This window comes from Rhizobium sp. WCS2018Hpa-16 (assembly GCF_031843705.1).
In the GTDB taxonomy this organism is placed as follows: domain Bacteria; phylum Pseudomonadota; class Alphaproteobacteria; order Rhizobiales; family Rhizobiaceae; genus Agrobacterium; species Agrobacterium tumefaciens_C.
The window spans coordinates 94,834-110,017 of sequence record NZ_JAVTIX010000004.1 but is presented as its reverse complement, the minus strand read 5'-3'; the positions used below and the strand labels follow the sequence as shown (position 1 = coordinate 110,017).

Genomic DNA, 15,184 nt, shown 5'->3' with positions numbered 1-15,184 from the left:
ATCATGCAGGGCATTCGTACATTCTTCTTCGCGGCTTCCAGCATCGCAGTTCTGGCTTTGGCCGCACTCTTCACCGCTTCCTTAACGGTCGCGCTGGTTGGTGTCCTCGCAGTGTTGGGCGCGGTGCGCCTGTTCTCTGCGCGCCTCAAACCGGCCCCCATCCCCGTCAACCCGCGTCACCGCGAGCAGCAGAACATGCGCGTATGGAATGACGGTCGCGGTACCATCATCGATCTTTGATATCTCTCGATTGTTTCCGCTCGACGGGCTCTTCACAGAGCCCGTTTCAGAAGCGCGGATCACGCAATAATTGTGCTCTTAGTTGACGCTTATGTTGCAAAGCGTCGACTTTCCCAGTATCGACATGGCAGTTCAACCCACCTAATCGAGGGAAACCGAATGCGTATCGATGCTATTTCTATCGGCAAGAACCCGCCAGACGATATCAATGTGATCGTGGAGGTTCCTGTTGGTGGCCACCCGATCAAGTACGAGATGGACAAGGAAGCAGGCGCGCTCGTCGTTGACCGTTTCCTCTACACCCCGATGACCTATCCGGGTAACTATGGCTTCGTGCCGCACACCCTGTCTGAAGATGGCGATCCAATCGACGTGTTGATCTGCAACACCCGTCCTCTGGTTCCTGGCTGCGTGATCAATGTGCGCCCCATCGGCGTGATGATCATGGAAGACGACGGCGGCAAGGACGAGAAAATTCTTGCTGTTCCTGCGCCAAAGCTGACGCAGCGCTACGACAAGGTCCAGAACTACACGGACCTGCCTGAGATCACGCTGAAGCAGATCGAGCACTTCTTTGAGCACTACAAGGATCTGGAGCCCGGCAAGTGGGTGAAGATGGGCGGTTGGCAGAACGTTGACGTCGCCAAGAAGCTCATCGTTGAAGCTATCGAGCGCTACAAGTCGCAGGCTTGATCTAAGCTTTCAAACATCAGTTCAAATGACAAATCCTCCGGGTCGCATCGATCCGGAGGATTTTTTATGTCGATAGAGACGATTTAGGCGACCAGCGGATAGATCGTGTTCCACATCAGCGAGCGGATGAAGAAAATCAGAAGCAGCAGGATGATCGGCGAAATATCGATGCCACCCAAATTTGGCAGGACGCGACGGATGGGTCTCAGCGCCGGCTCTGTGACGTTGTACAGAAAGCTGCCAATCGCACTGACGAATTGGTTGGAAGAATTGATGACATTGAAGGCATAGAGCCAGGAGAAAATGGCACTGAGAATCAGCACCCAGGTATAAAGGTTCAAAGCCAGATCGATTGTCTGAAACAGGGCAAGCATCAATGTCTCCATATCGTTGTTGGATGACATTTAGTCATTCGCAGGCCAACCGGCAAGTGGTCGTTGGTTTGCAAGGCTTTTCGTGCCTTTACACCGTTACGAAATCGTCAAATTGTCGATACAGTCGCGCCCGCGTGACCGGTAGTCCGCGTCAGTGAATTAAAATGCGTGGATTGCCAGCGACGGTCAGACAGTATCCTTCTGATGTTCATTTTCGTCGGAAATATTCACATGGGTTGCCGCTTGCTGGCGTTGCAAAACGCGGTCCCTGACCGATACTCCCAAGAGATCAGCAATGCGCCAGATGACGTGATCTTCCATCTCGTTGCGCTCGCCATCGGCATAGACGATATCCCAGAGAATGCCGATGAGTTCGATGCGCTGGTCTTCGTCAAGATGGCGGTTGATATCGGCTGTGAAGCGGTAGTAATCGACCGCCTCGCTTCCTGCCTCCCGTCCCGCATCCATCAGGGCATCGAGGTTGCCAGCACTCAGCTGGTAGTGCTCCTGAAGCAGTTCCCGCAAGCGCCGACGCTCGACATCGGACACCGTGCCATCGGCCTCCATCACCTGATAACAGAGTGCGGCGACCGCCACCCGCAAATCGTCAGGAGCAAAGTCCTTTGACGATCCGCTCTGGCCAAGGTTCTGGAAAAATGACTGGATGCGATCGAACATGATTTTCCTTGAAATCGATCAAAACAAATTGAGGCGGGTTTTCTCGTCCGGCTGGCGCCCTGGCTTCTTGACGCCGGGATCGTCTGGAAGTCCGCCAAAGAATGGCACCGGCTCCGCCTTTGGCTTGGACTTTGCCTCGCCAGTGGGGTTCTGAACCTCGTCCGTGCGATTGGGTATGACGGCTGTTACCGGTTTGTCTTTGGTGACATCTGCAACAGGGTCGACCGGCTTGGCCACGACGGGCACTTCCGTGATCCTATCCTGTTTTTCGTTGACAACGATCTCAGGCAGCGACGAGAGCGCATGGTCTACCGTCACTCCCTCAACAGCACCATCAAGCTGGCCGAAAGGTATCTTCCACTCGAACGCATCAAGCCGACCGTTGACCGGTGAAACTGCCAGCCATTTTTCCGATACGACACCATCCGCCACCCAGGCGTGGTCTTTTGGAGCGCGCAGCGCCTGCGCCATCCAGTGGCGTATCCGGCCCTGATCACCTGTTTCAGCTTCTTCAATATCGGCGAGCAGCAGGAAGGTGCTCTCACGTGGCTCTATGCGCGCTGCTGCCTCGGCCTTTGCGCGGGCGCGGGTGAAGGCCTGCGCATCGAGTGCAGCCTGTGCCACTATGAAGAGTGCTTCGACATTGTTGGGCTTCAAGCTTTCGAGGCGCTCGGCCCGCTTCAACCGGTCGACGGCGGTATCGCCGCTGCGGGCTCGCACGTAAAGCTGGGCAATCTGCGGGTGAGGTGCGATTTTCCAGACGGGCTCAAGCACGGAAGCCGCTTTGCGCAGATTGTCTTCGCGCAGATAGGACTTTGCCGCAACAAGCGCGGCGGGGACCAGCCCCTTGGCCAGTTTCAGCGCATGCTTGGCATCCTCGCGGGCAGCCTTCGGGTCGCTTTCGAATTTTTCTTCCGCTTTTGCCGTCAACAGAACGGCCTTCAGCCGCTCAGCGTCGCCACGTTCCAGAACGCCTGCTGCCTTCTGTTGATCGAGCAGCCTGATCGCATCGTCCCACTCGCCATTGCGGGATTTGCTTTCCAGCGTCGCCTGCGCTGCCCAGGGCAGGTATGGCGCATTTTCTGCGGCAGTTGCGGCATATTCCAGTGCGGCCTCATTGGCACCCTGGCGGCGGGCTTCCATGTAGAGACCGCGAAGTCCCAGCTCGCGGGTTTCCGGATCCTGCGCCATGGCTTCGAATTTGCGGCGGGCAGCGTCATATTTGCCTTCGATGAGATCGGCCTGCGCTTCCAGAAGATGGATCAGCGGTTCCTGATCTGCATTCAAAAGCCCTTGGGTGCGCGCTGTCATCTTGCGTGCAAGAAGAGCATTGCCAGCACCGGCTGCGATCAAGCCGGTTGAGAGAGCCTGATATCCGCGATCCCGCTTGCGGGAGCGGAAATACCGCCGTGCGGCGTGCGGCGAATTCCAGACGGTATTGAAAAGCCACCAGCTAATCATCACGGTTGCGATGAGGGCCGCAATGATCGAGGCGGCCACCATAAGGCTCATCTCGATCAGTTGGCCTTGCCAGACGATGGACAAGACGCCGGGACGATCTGCCAGCCAAGAGAAACCGAAGCCGATCACAAGGACGATGACGACGAAACTGATGATCTTTGCCATGTCTTACCCCTGCTGCCCGGTGCTGTTGATGGCGCGCGTCAGCGTGCCGCCCACCAGGTCTTCAACCTGAATACGGGCATCGAGCGATGTCTTGAACTTCGCTGCTGCGGCTTTGGCAGGTTTAGCCAGTCCATCCCATTCCAGTGCGGCACCCTTCAGGTCGCCATTGCGGAGCTTGTCTTCGATGCGCGCAATCTTGGCGTCTGCTCCTTCACCTTCGACATTGCCCACGGGCCGGACCTTGACGAGCGACAGCGCGCTTTCCGCGAGACGATCGATGATGCCCTGATTGGGGTCCGTTTGGTCGAGCGAAGCCAGCATGGCATTGGCAACATCAGGAAATTCACGCGTCAGCTCAGACCGCGATGGAACGCCTGTAGCAGCAAAAGGCTTCAGCGACTGAATGGCCGGGTCATCCGGCGTGACGCGTGACAGCGTGTCGAGTTCGGTCAGGAACGGTCCGCCGCGATCAATGGCCGCTTTCAGACCTGCTGACGCGATGGCGCGGGCGACCTCGATATCGTCGCGGGGCTCGTTGATTTTGGTTTCCGCTTCACCCAGACGACGCGTCAGGTCCGCATTGGCCGTGTCCTGCGCTGCCTTCTCAGATTGCAGCGTCGAAACCGTCGCCTCAAGCGATGCAAGCTTGTCCGCGACATCGCCGCCGCCGGATGCGGTAGAGCTTTCCAGCGCTGCAAGGCGAGTCTCAAAGGCAGATGTGTCTGCGGCTGCAGGCTGTGCGGTCGCGATTTGCTGGCGCAGATTGGCGACCTCTGCCTTGAGAGAGGTCAATTCCGACGAGCCGGTGCCTGACGCAGAAGAAGGAAGATAGCCGGCATATTGCATGCTTCCAGCCGCCAGAAGTGCAATCAGTCCTCCGACGATGCCGGCAGCGAGGAGGCCGGAGCTGCCGCCGCTGCGGCTTGTGTCGCTGCTTTTAGTGTCGGAGGATGGCGGTGTGAATGGCTTGCTGTCTGCCGCAGGCTTCGGCGCTTCGGTTTTGGGAGGCTGAGCGGTCGTCTTGTCGGATTTGAAGGATGCACCTGTCACGGGTGGAACAGTGCTCTTCTTCTCAGTGGGCTCCTTTGCGGCCTGTTCTGCCTTCGTCTCGTCAGACTTTGGAGCGTCGGAAGCCTTGGGAAGATTGGGCTCCGGCTCAATCGGTTTTTTCGCGGCGTCATCCCAGACCGGCTTGGGAGCCTGCGTTTCAGACCCGGCAGTTGCCGGTTCTGGAGGTGTCTTGTCTGCTTCAGATCCAGTCGTAACCGGAGCTTCCAGAGATGCTGTGTCTTTTTCCTTGCCGATATCCTTCACGTCCTTTGCGTCCAGGTCAATGGTGACCGGCTCAGCGGTGGACTTGGAGTGGCGTGGCGGTTTTCCCGTTACCATGACAACCTCATTCTGCCTGCATTTCATTAAACCTAGTCAGTGATAACGGCAAAGGAAAGGGGCTCGAGGGAATTAGGTTCCCGCTTTTCGTTCAAGAAGATCAAACATCTGAGACTCGTTCGGCTCAGCGCTGGCATATGCCGCGTTACGGAACGCCTCGGGGATGTGCGAAAGGACCTTTGCACTGATGCAGATCATTCGTGATTGGTGCAATGGGGCGAGAAGTCCCTCATTCTCCAACAGCGCGAAAAATATCCGCACTGCCTCGCTTGAATAGAACAGGACGGCGTCGATTGGCTGGTCGGTCAGCCGCGCCTTAAGCTGTGCTGGCTGCCATGCTATCTGCCGCATCTGGTAGATCTCGGCGGTCTCAAACGGCAGATTTAGAGCATTCAGCGTCTGTTCGAAGCCCGCGTCTCGCGGCGAGCCTGCCAGATAGCAAATCGTACAGGGCTGGCTCACATCGTTTCGGGTTTTCTCCGCGATCAACTGCGCAAGTGCTGCGCCGTCACTCTCGCCCGTGATAATGGTTTGAAAGCCTGCATCGCGCGCAGCCATTGCGGATGCTTGTCCAACAACGAAAATCGGTTTTTGCAGGCTTGCCGAGAGATCGTCGCCGACGTTCACAAGTGCCCGAATGGCCTCTGCACTTGTGACGGCCAGATAAGCCGGTTCTCTGGTCAAAGCCGCAGTCGCGGCTTCGGTGTCGTAAACCGGGGCGGTCAGCGGTAGGAGGATTGGCTCATGGCCGCGTGCGCGCAAAAGCTCTGCCGTCTTCAGCCCCGATTTTTCCGGGCGGGTGACGACGACGCGCATGGTCAGGTCCAGCTTTCGAAGAAGCTCGTGCCCGCTGCCGCACGCACCTTTTCTCCTGCCGTAAACCCTAAGGTTTCGGCATCTGCGCGTTTGCCGGAAACCTCCACGCCATGCTCGGTCTGGCCGTCTGGGGTCAGGATCAGGCCGTGGAAGTGCAGCATATCGCCGTCGCAGGTCGCATAACCGGCAATCGGCGTGCGGCAGGAGCCATCCAGTGCGGCTAGAAATGCCCGTTCGCATGTCACGGCATCGCTGGTTTCGCGGTGATCGATGGGAGAGAGAAGTTCCTCGATGCGCGTATCGCCAATGCGGGTTTCGAGAGCGATGGCGCCCTGGCCCGGTGCGGGCGGGAATTCTCTTGCATCCAGAACCTCAGTCGGCACCGTCTGCTTTCCAAGCCTGTTGAGGCCGGCCAGCGCCAGCAGGGTTGCATCAGCCATACCATCTTCCAGCTTACGCAGGCGGGTATCCACCAGCCCTCGGAAAATGATGACGTTGATATCAGGCCGCAGGCGGCGGATGAGCGACTGGCGACGAAGCGAGGCAGAGCCGACGGTGGCTGCGTGGGGCAGCTCCATCAATTTGGGTGCCGTTCGGCCAATGAAGGCATCGCGGACATCTTCACGTGGGAGATAGGCAGAAAGATGCAGGCCGTCCGGCAGCCGCGTCGACATGTCCTTGGCGCAATGAACCGCGAAATCGAGGTCGCCTGACAGAAGCTGGTTTTCCAGCTCTTCTGTAAACAGGCCCTTGCCGCCGATTTCAGACAGAGGCCGGTCCGTTACGCGGTCGCCCTTTGTGGAAAGCGGCACGATTTCGAACATATCCTGCGGCAGACCGTGGGCAGCCATCAGCCGGTCACGGGTCTCGATGGCCTGCACCAGCGCAAGGGGGCTGCCGCGTGTGCCGATTCGGAAAGGTTTTGTTTGCATCCGCTTCTATCCATTGTTACCGGAGGTGTTCGTACCCAAGTTTCTGAAACACCGCAATCAACGAACCGACCGATGACCCCCTTTCTTCGAATCCTTGGCATTGAGACCAGTTGTGACGAAACCGCTGCATCTATTGTGGTTCGGCACGCTGACGGCCGGGGTGAGATCATCTCTGACGTCGTTTTGTCGCAGCTGGAAGAACACAGCGCCTATGGTGGCGTGGTACCGGAAATTGCGGCGCGGGCCCATGTGGAGGCGCTCGATACGCTGGTTGAGGAAGCGCTGGCAGAGGCGGGCGTGACCCTTGCCGATGTCGATGCCATTGCCGCCACCTCCGGCCCAGGCCTCATCGGTGGGCTGATCGTCGGGCTGATGACCGGCAAGGCCATAGCCATGGCTGCGGGCAAGCCGCTTTACGCCATCAACCATCTGGAAGGCCATGCGCTGACGGCGCGGCTGACGGATGGCCTGTCCTTTCCCTATCTCATGCTGCTTGTATCAGGTGGGCATACGCAGCTCATTCTGGTGCGTGGTGTCGGCCAATATGAACGGTGGGGCACGACGATAGATGACGCGCTCGGCGAAGCCTTTGACAAGACCGCCAAGCTGTTGGGCCTGCCTTACCCCGGCGGCCCTGCGGTCGAAAAAATGGCGGCCGGTGGCAATGCGAACCGTTTTGCGCTTCCACGCCCGATGGTGGGTGAAGCGCGGCTCGATTTTTCCTTTTCCGGCCTGAAGACGGCTGTTCGCCAGGCGGCGACGGCCATTGCACCGCTGTCCGATCAGGATATTGCCGATATCTGCGCGTCCTTCCAAAAGGCGGTGTCGCGCACATTGAAGGACAGGATCGGTCGCGGCCTGCAACGCTTTCTGGAGGAATTTCCAGAGGTTGAAGGCGGTCCGGCACTGGTGGTCGCGGGTGGCGTCGCCGCCAACCAGGAAATACGCCGCACCTTGCAGGAGCTTTGCGACCATCACCGGTTCCGCTTCATCGCGCCACCCCTGCAGCTTTGCACTGACAATGCGGCCATGATTGCCTGGGCGGGGCTTGAGCGCATGGCGCTTGGCATGGAGCCAGACAGTTTCGATGTGCAACCGCGCTCACGCTGGCCGCTGGATGCGCAGGCGCAAACGCTTGTCGGATTTGGCAGGCGGGGGGCAAAGGCATGACAGAGCGGGCAAAGATCGTCGTCATCGGTTCCGGCGCTTTCGGCACAGCCATTGCCGTGGTTGTTGCGCTGGAAGACCGCCACGATGTCACGCTGCTGGGCCGCGACGCCGGATTGATGGCGGATCTTGCTGTCGATGGTGTGCATGAGGCGGCCCTTCCCGGCATTTCCCTGCCGGATGCCCTGCAATATTCTGCTGAGCCGGATGTGCTGCGGGATGCCGACATCGTGCTCTTCGCCATGCCATCCCAAGCGCAGGCCGATGCGGCGCGTCACTATGGTCCTTATCTGGCTAAGGATGCCGTCGTCGTCACCTGCGCCAAGGGTATCGACCGATCATCTGGCCATCTGCTGACCGATGTGCTGGAGCGCGAACTGCCGCATCATTCGGTTGCTGTTCTCTCCGGTCCGGGTTTTGCAGCCGATATTGCCAAGGGATTGCCAACCGCCATGGCCGTTGCTGCTGCCGAGGCAGGCGTGGCCGAGCGGCTGGCGCAGATGGTCTCCGGGCGCACCTTCCGGCTCTATGCGTCGACGGACCGAACCGGCGTCCAGCTGGGCGGTGCCTTGAAGAATGTTCTCGCCATTGCCGGGGGCATCGTCGAAGGCGCAGGGCTCGGCGATTCGGCGCGGGCTGCGCTAATTTCTCGGGGTCTCGCCGAAATGTCACGGCTGTGTGTTGCCATGGGCGGCGAGGCGGATACGGTTCGCGGCCTCTCCGGTCTTGGTGATCTGGTCTTGACTGCAACCAGCCATCAATCACGCAACCTGCGTTTCGGTATCTTGCTGGGGCAGGGGCAAGACCCGGCCTCTTTCCATGGCGGGCTGGTTGAGGGTGCCTATGCGGCATCCGTCGCCTCACGCCTTGCCGACAGCCTTTGTGTCGATATGCCTATAACGGATGCGGTCGCAGCCATTATCGACGGCAAGCTCGATATCAAAACCGCCATTCAACAATTGATGTCACGGCCTATCACCACGGAATAGGCCCTTAGAGAGGAAACGAAAATGCTGTTTGCCTTCATCTGCAAAGACAAGCCTGATCACCTGCATGTGCGCATGGAAACTCGCCCTGTTCACCTAGAGCATCTGAACAAGCTCAACGCCGAGGGTACCTTGAAGATGGCCGGTCCGTTCCTGGACGCCGACGGCAAGCCCAATGGCAGCCTTGTGATCGTTGAGGCAGCCGACATCGACGCGGCCAAAGCGCTGGCCGATGCCGACCCTTACGCCAAGGCCGGCCTTTTCGAGAGCGTTGATGTGAAGCCCTATAATTGGGTCTTCAACAATCCTGGAGCGTGAGCAGCATGGCGAATTACTGGCTTTTCAAATCCGAACCCTTCAAGTGGTCCTGGGAACAGCAGAAGGCGAAGGGTGAGGCGGGCGAGGAATGGACCGGCGTTCGCAACTACCAGGCGCGCAACAACATGCGTGCCATGAAGATTGGCGACAAGGGTTTCTTCTATCATTCCAATGAAGGCTTGGACGTTGTCGGCATTGTCGAGGTGTGCGAATTATCGCAGCCAGATACGACGGCTGAAGGCGACGCGCGCTGGGACTGCGTGCACATCAAAGCCGTTTGCGATATGCCACAATCTGTCTCGCTGAAGGATGTGAAGGCCAACCCCAATCTTGAGAATATGGCGCTGGTAACCTCCATGCGCCTCTCGGTGCAGCCGGTGACGGAAGAGGAGTATCTCGAGGTCTGCCGGATGGGTAATCTCGATAAGCCTCCCCGTTCGCCGGACTGAATGGATTGAAAACCGACCCGAAGGTCTTTATCCGCAGCAATACGAGCATCATGACGCCGCCGCATGTGCCTGAAATACGGCTGCATCTGGCTAGTGAAGCCCATGAACTTTGGCTGAAGACGGAAGACGAGTTGCAGGAGATTGGTTTGCCGCCGCCATTCTGGGCCTTCGCCTGGGCTGGCGGGCAAGGGCTTGCCCGTTACATCCTCGATCGTCCCGAGGTGGTCGCCGGAAAGCGCGTGTTGGATTTTGCCAGCGGCTCCGGGCTGGTTGCCATCGCGGCTGCGAAAGCCGGAGCCCTGAGCGTGCTCGCTGTCGACATCGACCCATGGGCCAAAGCGGCCATCGCCCTCAATGCGGCTGAAAACCATGTCGAGATTGGATTTTGCGGCGATGATATCGTCGGCACCGAGGTCGATACAGATGTGATCCTGGCGGGTGACGTGTTCTATGACCGAGCCTTCGCCGAGGTTCTAACCCCCTGGTTTTTAGACCTAACGCAGAATGGCAAGGCTGTTCTGGTGGGAGACCCGGGGCGAGCCTATCTCCCAAGAACGCAGCTGCGAAACTGCGCGACCTATGAGGTGCCGGTAACGCGCGCGCTGGAAGACAGCGATGTGAAGAAAACAACCGTCTGGCGATTTGTTTTGCCAACGAGCGCTCTGTGATCACGGCCGGATGACGCAGACACCGGCTTCATAAGAACAGGCCTCATCCATCGTTCTCGCATTGATGCGGATGATCGCCGGGCGCGTCCAATTGCCTGTAGTGCGCGCGGCGTTGTTGATGGCGCCTTCTGCGCTCACATAGCTGCCGTTTTTGCGTGCGCGCATAGTGTGGGTGCTGCCCGCATAGGTTCCCACGTCTCGAATATGGGACGGCAATCCATTTCCTCCGTAATAGGATTGTTGCTTTTGCCTGCTACTATGATCAGACCTCTCATGCTCCACATGATCTGTCGCGTGGGCGTGATTTGCGACCATGATCGGGCCTAAAACGGCTAGGATGATCGGGGCGATTCGGATTGATAACATGAAATTCAATCTCCAGATTTTCGTTTTCATGACGCCAGGAAAAGCGTAAATTATTTTACGTAAACGTAAGAAAAAATCCGCGTGTTCGACTGGAAATGCTGATAAATTGTTTTTGGGTCCATCAAATTTCAAAGATTCTTTAAGCCACAATCGATTAAATTCGTTTCGGCCCTCCGATTGCGCTTGTGGTGATGGCGCGGTGCTATTAAAGGTCGCGACTGGTGCAATGCACATTATTCCGTCATGTGCGTTGTTTGGGGCGCCCGAGTTTCGTGGTGCAGGAACGCCGTGAGGATTATATGGCGAATACGACAAACAATCGGCCATTGTCGCCGCATCTTGAAATCTACCGGATGATCCCGACAATGTTGGCGTCAATCGTGCACCGTATTACGGGCGCGGCGCTCTACTTCGGCACAGTTCTGGTTGCCTGGTGGCTGATCGCCACGGCGTCTGGCGTGGATGCCTATAGCTGGGTGCAGTGGGCGATGAGCTCCATCATCGGAAAAATCATACTGATTGGATATACCTGGGCGCTTGTGCATCACATGCTGGGCGGTCTTCGCCACTTCATGTGGGACCTTGGCCATGGATTTGAAAAACACTTTACCACAAAGCTTGCCAAGGCATCCTTCGTGGCCTCGATCTGTCTGACCGCGCTGATCTGGGCGATTGCCCTGATCGTGCGCTGAGGAGATATTACCATGGATATGCGTACACCTCTCAACAAGGTTCGCGGCCTCGGCTCTGCCAAGGAAGGCACCGAGCATTTCTGGCGTCAACGCGTGACGGCAGTTGCCAACGTTCCTTTGATGATCTTCTTCGTCGTGTTTCTCGTCATGTATGGCGGCGCACCCTACGAAGAGGTTGTCTCGGCCCTGTCGAATCCGCTTGTTGGCGTGATCATGGCTCTTGTCGTCGTCTCCGGCATTATCCACATGAAGCTGGGCATGCAGGTCATCATTGAAGACTATGTGCACGCGGAAATGATGAAGCTGGGTCTTTTGATGCTCAACACCTTTTTCTCGGTGATCATGGCCGGCCTCTGTCTCTTCGCCGTTCTGAAAATCGCATTCGCAGGATAACCGTCATGGCATCGATCAGTTCACCTTCTCAGAACGGCAAGGCCTATACCTACGTCGACCATTCCTATGATGTCATCGTCGTTGGCGCTGGCGGTGCCGGTCTTCGCGCGACGCTGGGCATGGCCGAGCAGGGCTTCAAGACAGCCTGCATCACCAAGGTCTTCCCGACCCGTTCCCACACCGTTGCGGCGCAGGGCGGCATTGCCGCATCGCTCAACAACATGACGCCAGACAGCTGGCAGTGGCACCTTTACGATACCGTCAAGGGTTCCGACTGGCTGGGCGACGTGGACGCCATGCAGTACCTTGCCATGGAAGCTCCAAAGGCTGTCTATGAGCTTGAGCATTACGGCGTGCCGTTCTCGCGTAACGCCGAAGGCAAGATTTACCAGCGCCCATTCGGCGGCCACATGCAGAATTACGGCGAAGGCCCGCCAGTTCAGCGCACATGCGCTGCTGCCGACCGTACCGGCCACGCCATTCTGCACACGCTTTATGGCCAGTCGCTGCGCCACAATGCGGAATTCTTCATCGAATATTTCGCGCTCGACCTCATCATGTCCGAGGATGGCAGCCGCTGCACAGGCGTTGTTGCCTGGAACCTCGATGACGGCACCATCCATCGCTTTTCGGCCAAGATGGTTGTTCTGGCGACGGGCGGTTATGGTCGCGCCTACTTCTCTGCGACATCGGCTCACACCTGCACGGGTGATGGCGGCGGCATGATTGCCCGCGCCGGCCTGCCGCTTCAGGATATGGAGTTCGTTCAGTTCCACCCCACCGGTATTTACGGCGCTGGCTGTCTGATTACCGAAGGCGCGCGCGGGGAGGGCGGTTATCTCGTCAACTCAGAAGGCGAGCGCTTCATGGAGCGCTACGCGCCATCCGCCAAGGATCTCGCCTCGCGTGACGTCGTCTCGCGTTGCATGACCATGGAAATTCGTGAAGGCCGTGGCGTTGGCAAGAACAAGGACCACATCTTCCTTCATCTCGATCACCTCGATCCGGCGATCCTGCACGAGCGTCTCCCCGGCATTTCCGAAAGCGCCAAGATTTTCGCAGGCGTGGACGTGACGCGCGAGCCGATCCCGGTTCTGCCGACTGTTCACTACAATATGGGCGGTATTCCGACCAACTATTGGGGTGAGGTGCTGAACGCCGACAGCGAAAACCCGGAACGCATCATTCCCGGCATCATGGCCGTGGGTGAAGCCGGTTGCGCATCCGTTCACGGTGCAAACCGTCTGGGCTCCAACTCGCTGATCGACCTTGTCGTGTTCGGTCGCGCTGCCGCCATCCGTGCCGCTGAAGTGATTGACCGCGCAAGCGCCATTCCGTCGCTCAACGTTGCTGCCTGTGACAAGATCATGGAGCGCTTCGACCGTTTGCGCAATGCCAATGGTGGCACGCCAACCGCCGTGTTGCGTGACAAGATGCAGCGCGCCATGCAGGACGACGCTGCTGTGTTCCGCACACAGGAATCCCTGGAAAGCGGTTGCAAGCGCATTTCCGCCATCTGGAAAGAACTGCCGGACCTCAAGGTGACCGACCGCTCGATGGTGTGGAATTCCGATCTGGTTGAAACGCTCGAACTCGAAAACCTCATGGCAAACGCCATCACCACGGTTTACGGCGCTGAAGCCCGTAAGGAAAGCCGTGGCAGCCATGCGCGTGAAGACTTCGTTGATGGTCCATTTGGTGGCCGGGACGACGTCAACTGGCGCAAGCACACGCTGGCATGGGTCAATGCCGAAGGTGACGTGAAGCTGGACTACCGGCCGGTGCATACCGAACTGATTGCCGATGGCATCGATCTTCAGAAGATCGCGCCAAAAGCACGCGTCTACTGATTGAGAGGAATTGGACATGGTTGAACTGACTCTCCCCAAGAACTCTCAGATGACCGAAGGCAAGGTCTGGCCCAAGCCGGCAGGCGCGAAGAACGTTCGCGAGTACCGCGTTTACCGCTGGAACCCTGACGATAACGCGAATCCACGCATCGATACCTATTACATCGATGTGGACGATTGCGGCCCGATGGTTCTCGATGCGCTTTTGTACATCAAGAACAATATCGACCCGACCTTGGCGCTGCGTCGCTCCTGTCGCGAGGGCATCTGCGGCTCCTGCGCCATGAACATCGACGGCACCAATACGCTGGCCTGCACCAAGGGCATGGATGACATTACGGGCACCGTTAAGGTTTACCCGCTGCCGCACATGCCCGTTGTGAAGGATCTCGTTCCTGATCTTTCCAACTTCTATGCGCAGCACCGTTCCATCGAGCCGTGGTTGAAGACGGTGTCTCCGACCCCTGCCAAGGAATGGAAGCAGAGCCATGACGACCGCCAGAAGCTGGACGGTCTTTACGAGTGCATTCTATGCGCCTGCTGCTCCGCCTCCTGTCCGAGCTACTGGTGGAATGGCGACCGTTACCTCGGCCCCGCCGTTCTGCTTCAGGCCTATCGCTGGTTGATTGACAGCCGCGACGAGGCAACAGGCGAGCGTCTGGACAATCTTGAAGATCCGTTCCGCCTCTACCGTTGCCACACGATCATGAACTGCGCACAGGCTTGCCCGAAGGGCTTGAACCCTGCCAAGGCCATCGCCGAAATCAAGAAGATGATGGTCGAGCGCCGGGTCTGACCGCGCAACATATTGAATACCCATCAACAGGCCGCGATTTCCAATCGCGGCCTGTTTGACAATCACAAAGCTGAAATTTTCCGTAAAAATTGAATGAAATTGCAATTTTTGCGGTACCAGCCCGTGCTGGATAATGTTTTGGTAATAATTCAGCCGTTTTGTGTAGACATGTACTTGCCGGACGACAGAGAATCGGGAGCTTGAGATGCAATTCAGATATGTGGTGACGGGTCTTGCGGTCGTTATGAGCCTGGCCGGTTGCCAACGTACCTCCTATGATTACAACAGCAGCAGCAGTGGAAGCGGCAATCCCGGCTATACGCCACCGCTTCAGGCGCAGCCCGTGCCATCGGTACAGTCGGGTGCCTTGCCGCCTCCAGGCGGATCGACACAGTTCCCAACCGCCCCTGCCAACTCGGCACCCGTTAATGTCGCATCGGCTCCGCCTGCGGCGGCAATGGATGTGACCAAGGAAGCTATGGTCGGCAACTGGCGTGTGTCCAATGGCGGTGCCACCTGCGACATGTTCCTGACGTTGACCAACCTGGGAAGCGGCTCGCGTGGCGGCACGCGCGGTTGCAGCGGCGAACTGTCCTCCATGGGATCATGGGAAGTGTCCAACAAGATGGTTCAGTTCAAGAACCGGGCAGGCGACACGATTGGTCGCGTCTACAAGACCGGCGATACCCGTTATGACGGCACGACGAACAGCGGTCAGCCGCTCAGCCTCAGCCGATAATTTGATCACGCG

The 15,184-nt window shown here is 58.0% G+C and carries 19 protein-coding genes; 12 read left to right on the top strand and 7 right to left on the bottom strand.

Annotation, left to right across the window (positions count from 1 at the left end):
* Positions 1 to 3 precede the first annotated feature (3 nt).
* Positions 4 to 240: a hypothetical protein gene (locus RQI55_RS14575; RefSeq protein ID WP_311273124.1), complete on the top strand. Its 237-nt coding sequence runs from the start codon at positions 4 to 6 to the stop codon at positions 238 to 240.
* A gap of 159 nt (positions 241 to 399) precedes the next feature.
* Positions 400 to 933: an inorganic diphosphatase gene (gene ppa / locus RQI55_RS14570; RefSeq protein ID WP_042620037.1), complete on the top strand. Its 534-nt coding sequence runs from the start codon at positions 400 to 402 to the stop codon at positions 931 to 933.
* An 83-nt stretch (positions 934 to 1,016) separates the two neighbouring features.
* On the opposite strand, the gene RQI55_RS14565 is transcribed toward ppa, so the two are convergent.
* The 6 genes from RQI55_RS14565 to hemC form a co-directional block, all read right to left on the bottom strand.
* Complete coding sequence (locus RQI55_RS14565) at positions 1,017 to 1,337, bottom strand: YggT family protein (protein ID WP_042620038.1); 321 nt, start codon at positions 1,335 to 1,337, stop codon at positions 1,017 to 1,019.
* Positions 1,338 to 1,493: 156 nt separating this feature from the next.
* Entirely contained in the window at positions 1,494 to 1,985 is a 492-nt protein-coding gene (locus RQI55_RS14560; protein WP_243258048.1) for a TerB family tellurite resistance protein, read from the bottom strand.
* A gap of 18 nt (positions 1,986 to 2,003) precedes the next feature.
* Positions 2,004 to 3,611 (bottom strand): heme biosynthesis protein HemY, encoded by a 1,608-nt coding sequence (locus tag RQI55_RS14555; RefSeq protein ID WP_243258047.1) that lies wholly within the window; start codon positions 3,609 to 3,611, stop codon positions 2,004 to 2,006.
* Between the two features lie 3 nt (positions 3,612 to 3,614).
* Positions 3,615 to 5,000, bottom strand: coding sequence for a COG4223 family protein (locus RQI55_RS14550; RefSeq protein ID WP_243258046.1), 1,386 nt, complete (start codon positions 4,998 to 5,000; stop codon positions 3,615 to 3,617).
* Between the two features lie 72 nt (positions 5,001 to 5,072).
* The gene (locus RQI55_RS14545; protein ID WP_243258045.1) at positions 5,073 to 5,816 is read right to left on the bottom strand and encodes a uroporphyrinogen-III synthase; all 744 of its coding nucleotides are present in this window, start codon (positions 5,814 to 5,816) and stop codon (positions 5,073 to 5,075) included.
* A gap of 2 nt (positions 5,817 to 5,818) precedes the next feature.
* A complete protein-coding gene (gene hemC, locus RQI55_RS14540) occupies positions 5,819 to 6,748 on the bottom strand; it encodes a hydroxymethylbilane synthase (RefSeq protein WP_243258044.1) in 930 nt (309 codons plus the stop codon).
* A gap of 72 nt (positions 6,749 to 6,820) precedes the next feature.
* Here hemC and tsaD point away from each other — a divergent pair, with 72 nt between their 5' ends.
* From tsaD to RQI55_RS14515, 5 genes are read left to right on the top strand one after another with little or no spacing between them, the layout of a single operon-like run.
* Positions 6,821 to 7,918: a tRNA (adenosine(37)-N6)-threonylcarbamoyltransferase complex transferase subunit TsaD gene (gene tsaD, locus RQI55_RS14535; protein ID WP_243258043.1), complete on the top strand. Its 1,098-nt coding sequence runs from the start codon at positions 6,821 to 6,823 to the stop codon at positions 7,916 to 7,918.
* Positions 7,915 to 8,904, top strand: coding sequence for an NAD(P)H-dependent glycerol-3-phosphate dehydrogenase (locus RQI55_RS14530; RefSeq protein WP_243258042.1), 990 nt, complete (start codon positions 7,915 to 7,917; stop codon positions 8,902 to 8,904). Before tsaD ends, RQI55_RS14530 begins: the two co-directional genes overlap by 4 nt.
* Positions 8,905 to 8,925: 21 nt before the next feature.
* Positions 8,926 to 9,219 (top strand): YciI-like protein, encoded by a 294-nt coding sequence (locus RQI55_RS14525; protein WP_183896282.1) that lies wholly within the window; start codon positions 8,926 to 8,928, stop codon positions 9,217 to 9,219.
* Between the two features lie 5 nt (positions 9,220 to 9,224).
* Complete coding sequence (locus RQI55_RS14520) at positions 9,225 to 9,668, top strand: EVE domain-containing protein (RefSeq protein WP_243258041.1); 444 nt, start codon at positions 9,225 to 9,227, stop codon at positions 9,666 to 9,668.
* A 5-nt stretch (positions 9,669 to 9,673) separates the two neighbouring features.
* Positions 9,674 to 10,336, top strand: a complete 663-nt coding sequence (locus RQI55_RS14515) for a methyltransferase (RefSeq protein WP_243258040.1) — start codon at positions 9,674 to 9,676, stop codon at positions 10,334 to 10,336.
* Here RQI55_RS14515 and RQI55_RS14510 read toward each other — a convergent pair whose 3' ends face one another.
* A complete protein-coding gene (locus tag RQI55_RS14510; RefSeq protein WP_243258039.1) occupies positions 10,337 to 10,936 on the bottom strand; it encodes a hypothetical protein in 600 nt (199 codons plus the stop codon).
* A 65-nt stretch (positions 10,937 to 11,001) separates the two neighbouring features.
* On the opposite strand from RQI55_RS14510, the gene sdhC reads away from it, so the two are divergent.
* The 5 genes from sdhC to RQI55_RS14485 all read left to right on the top strand — a co-directional run bounded on the left by sdhC (position 11,002) and on the right by RQI55_RS14485 (position 15,172).
* A complete protein-coding gene (gene sdhC / locus RQI55_RS14505; RefSeq protein ID WP_243258038.1) occupies positions 11,002 to 11,394 on the top strand; it encodes a succinate dehydrogenase, cytochrome b556 subunit in 393 nt (130 codons plus the stop codon).
* 12 nt (positions 11,395 to 11,406) lie between these two features.
* Complete coding sequence (gene sdhD / locus RQI55_RS14500; RefSeq protein ID WP_192065361.1) at positions 11,407 to 11,787, top strand: succinate dehydrogenase, hydrophobic membrane anchor protein; 381 nt, start codon at positions 11,407 to 11,409, stop codon at positions 11,785 to 11,787.
* A gap of 5 nt (positions 11,788 to 11,792) precedes the next feature.
* Entirely contained in the window at positions 11,793 to 13,637 is a 1,845-nt protein-coding gene (gene sdhA / locus RQI55_RS14495) for a succinate dehydrogenase flavoprotein subunit (RefSeq protein ID WP_243258037.1), read from the top strand.
* A gap of 16 nt (positions 13,638 to 13,653) precedes the next feature.
* Positions 13,654 to 14,433 (top strand): succinate dehydrogenase iron-sulfur subunit, encoded by a 780-nt coding sequence (locus tag RQI55_RS14490; RefSeq protein ID WP_042620053.1) that lies wholly within the window; start codon positions 13,654 to 13,656, stop codon positions 14,431 to 14,433.
* 205 nt (positions 14,434 to 14,638) lie between these two features.
* Complete coding sequence (locus tag RQI55_RS14485; protein ID WP_243258036.1) at positions 14,639 to 15,172, top strand: protease inhibitor Inh/omp19 family protein; 534 nt, start codon at positions 14,639 to 14,641, stop codon at positions 15,170 to 15,172.
* Positions 15,173 to 15,184: the final 12 nt, after the last annotated feature.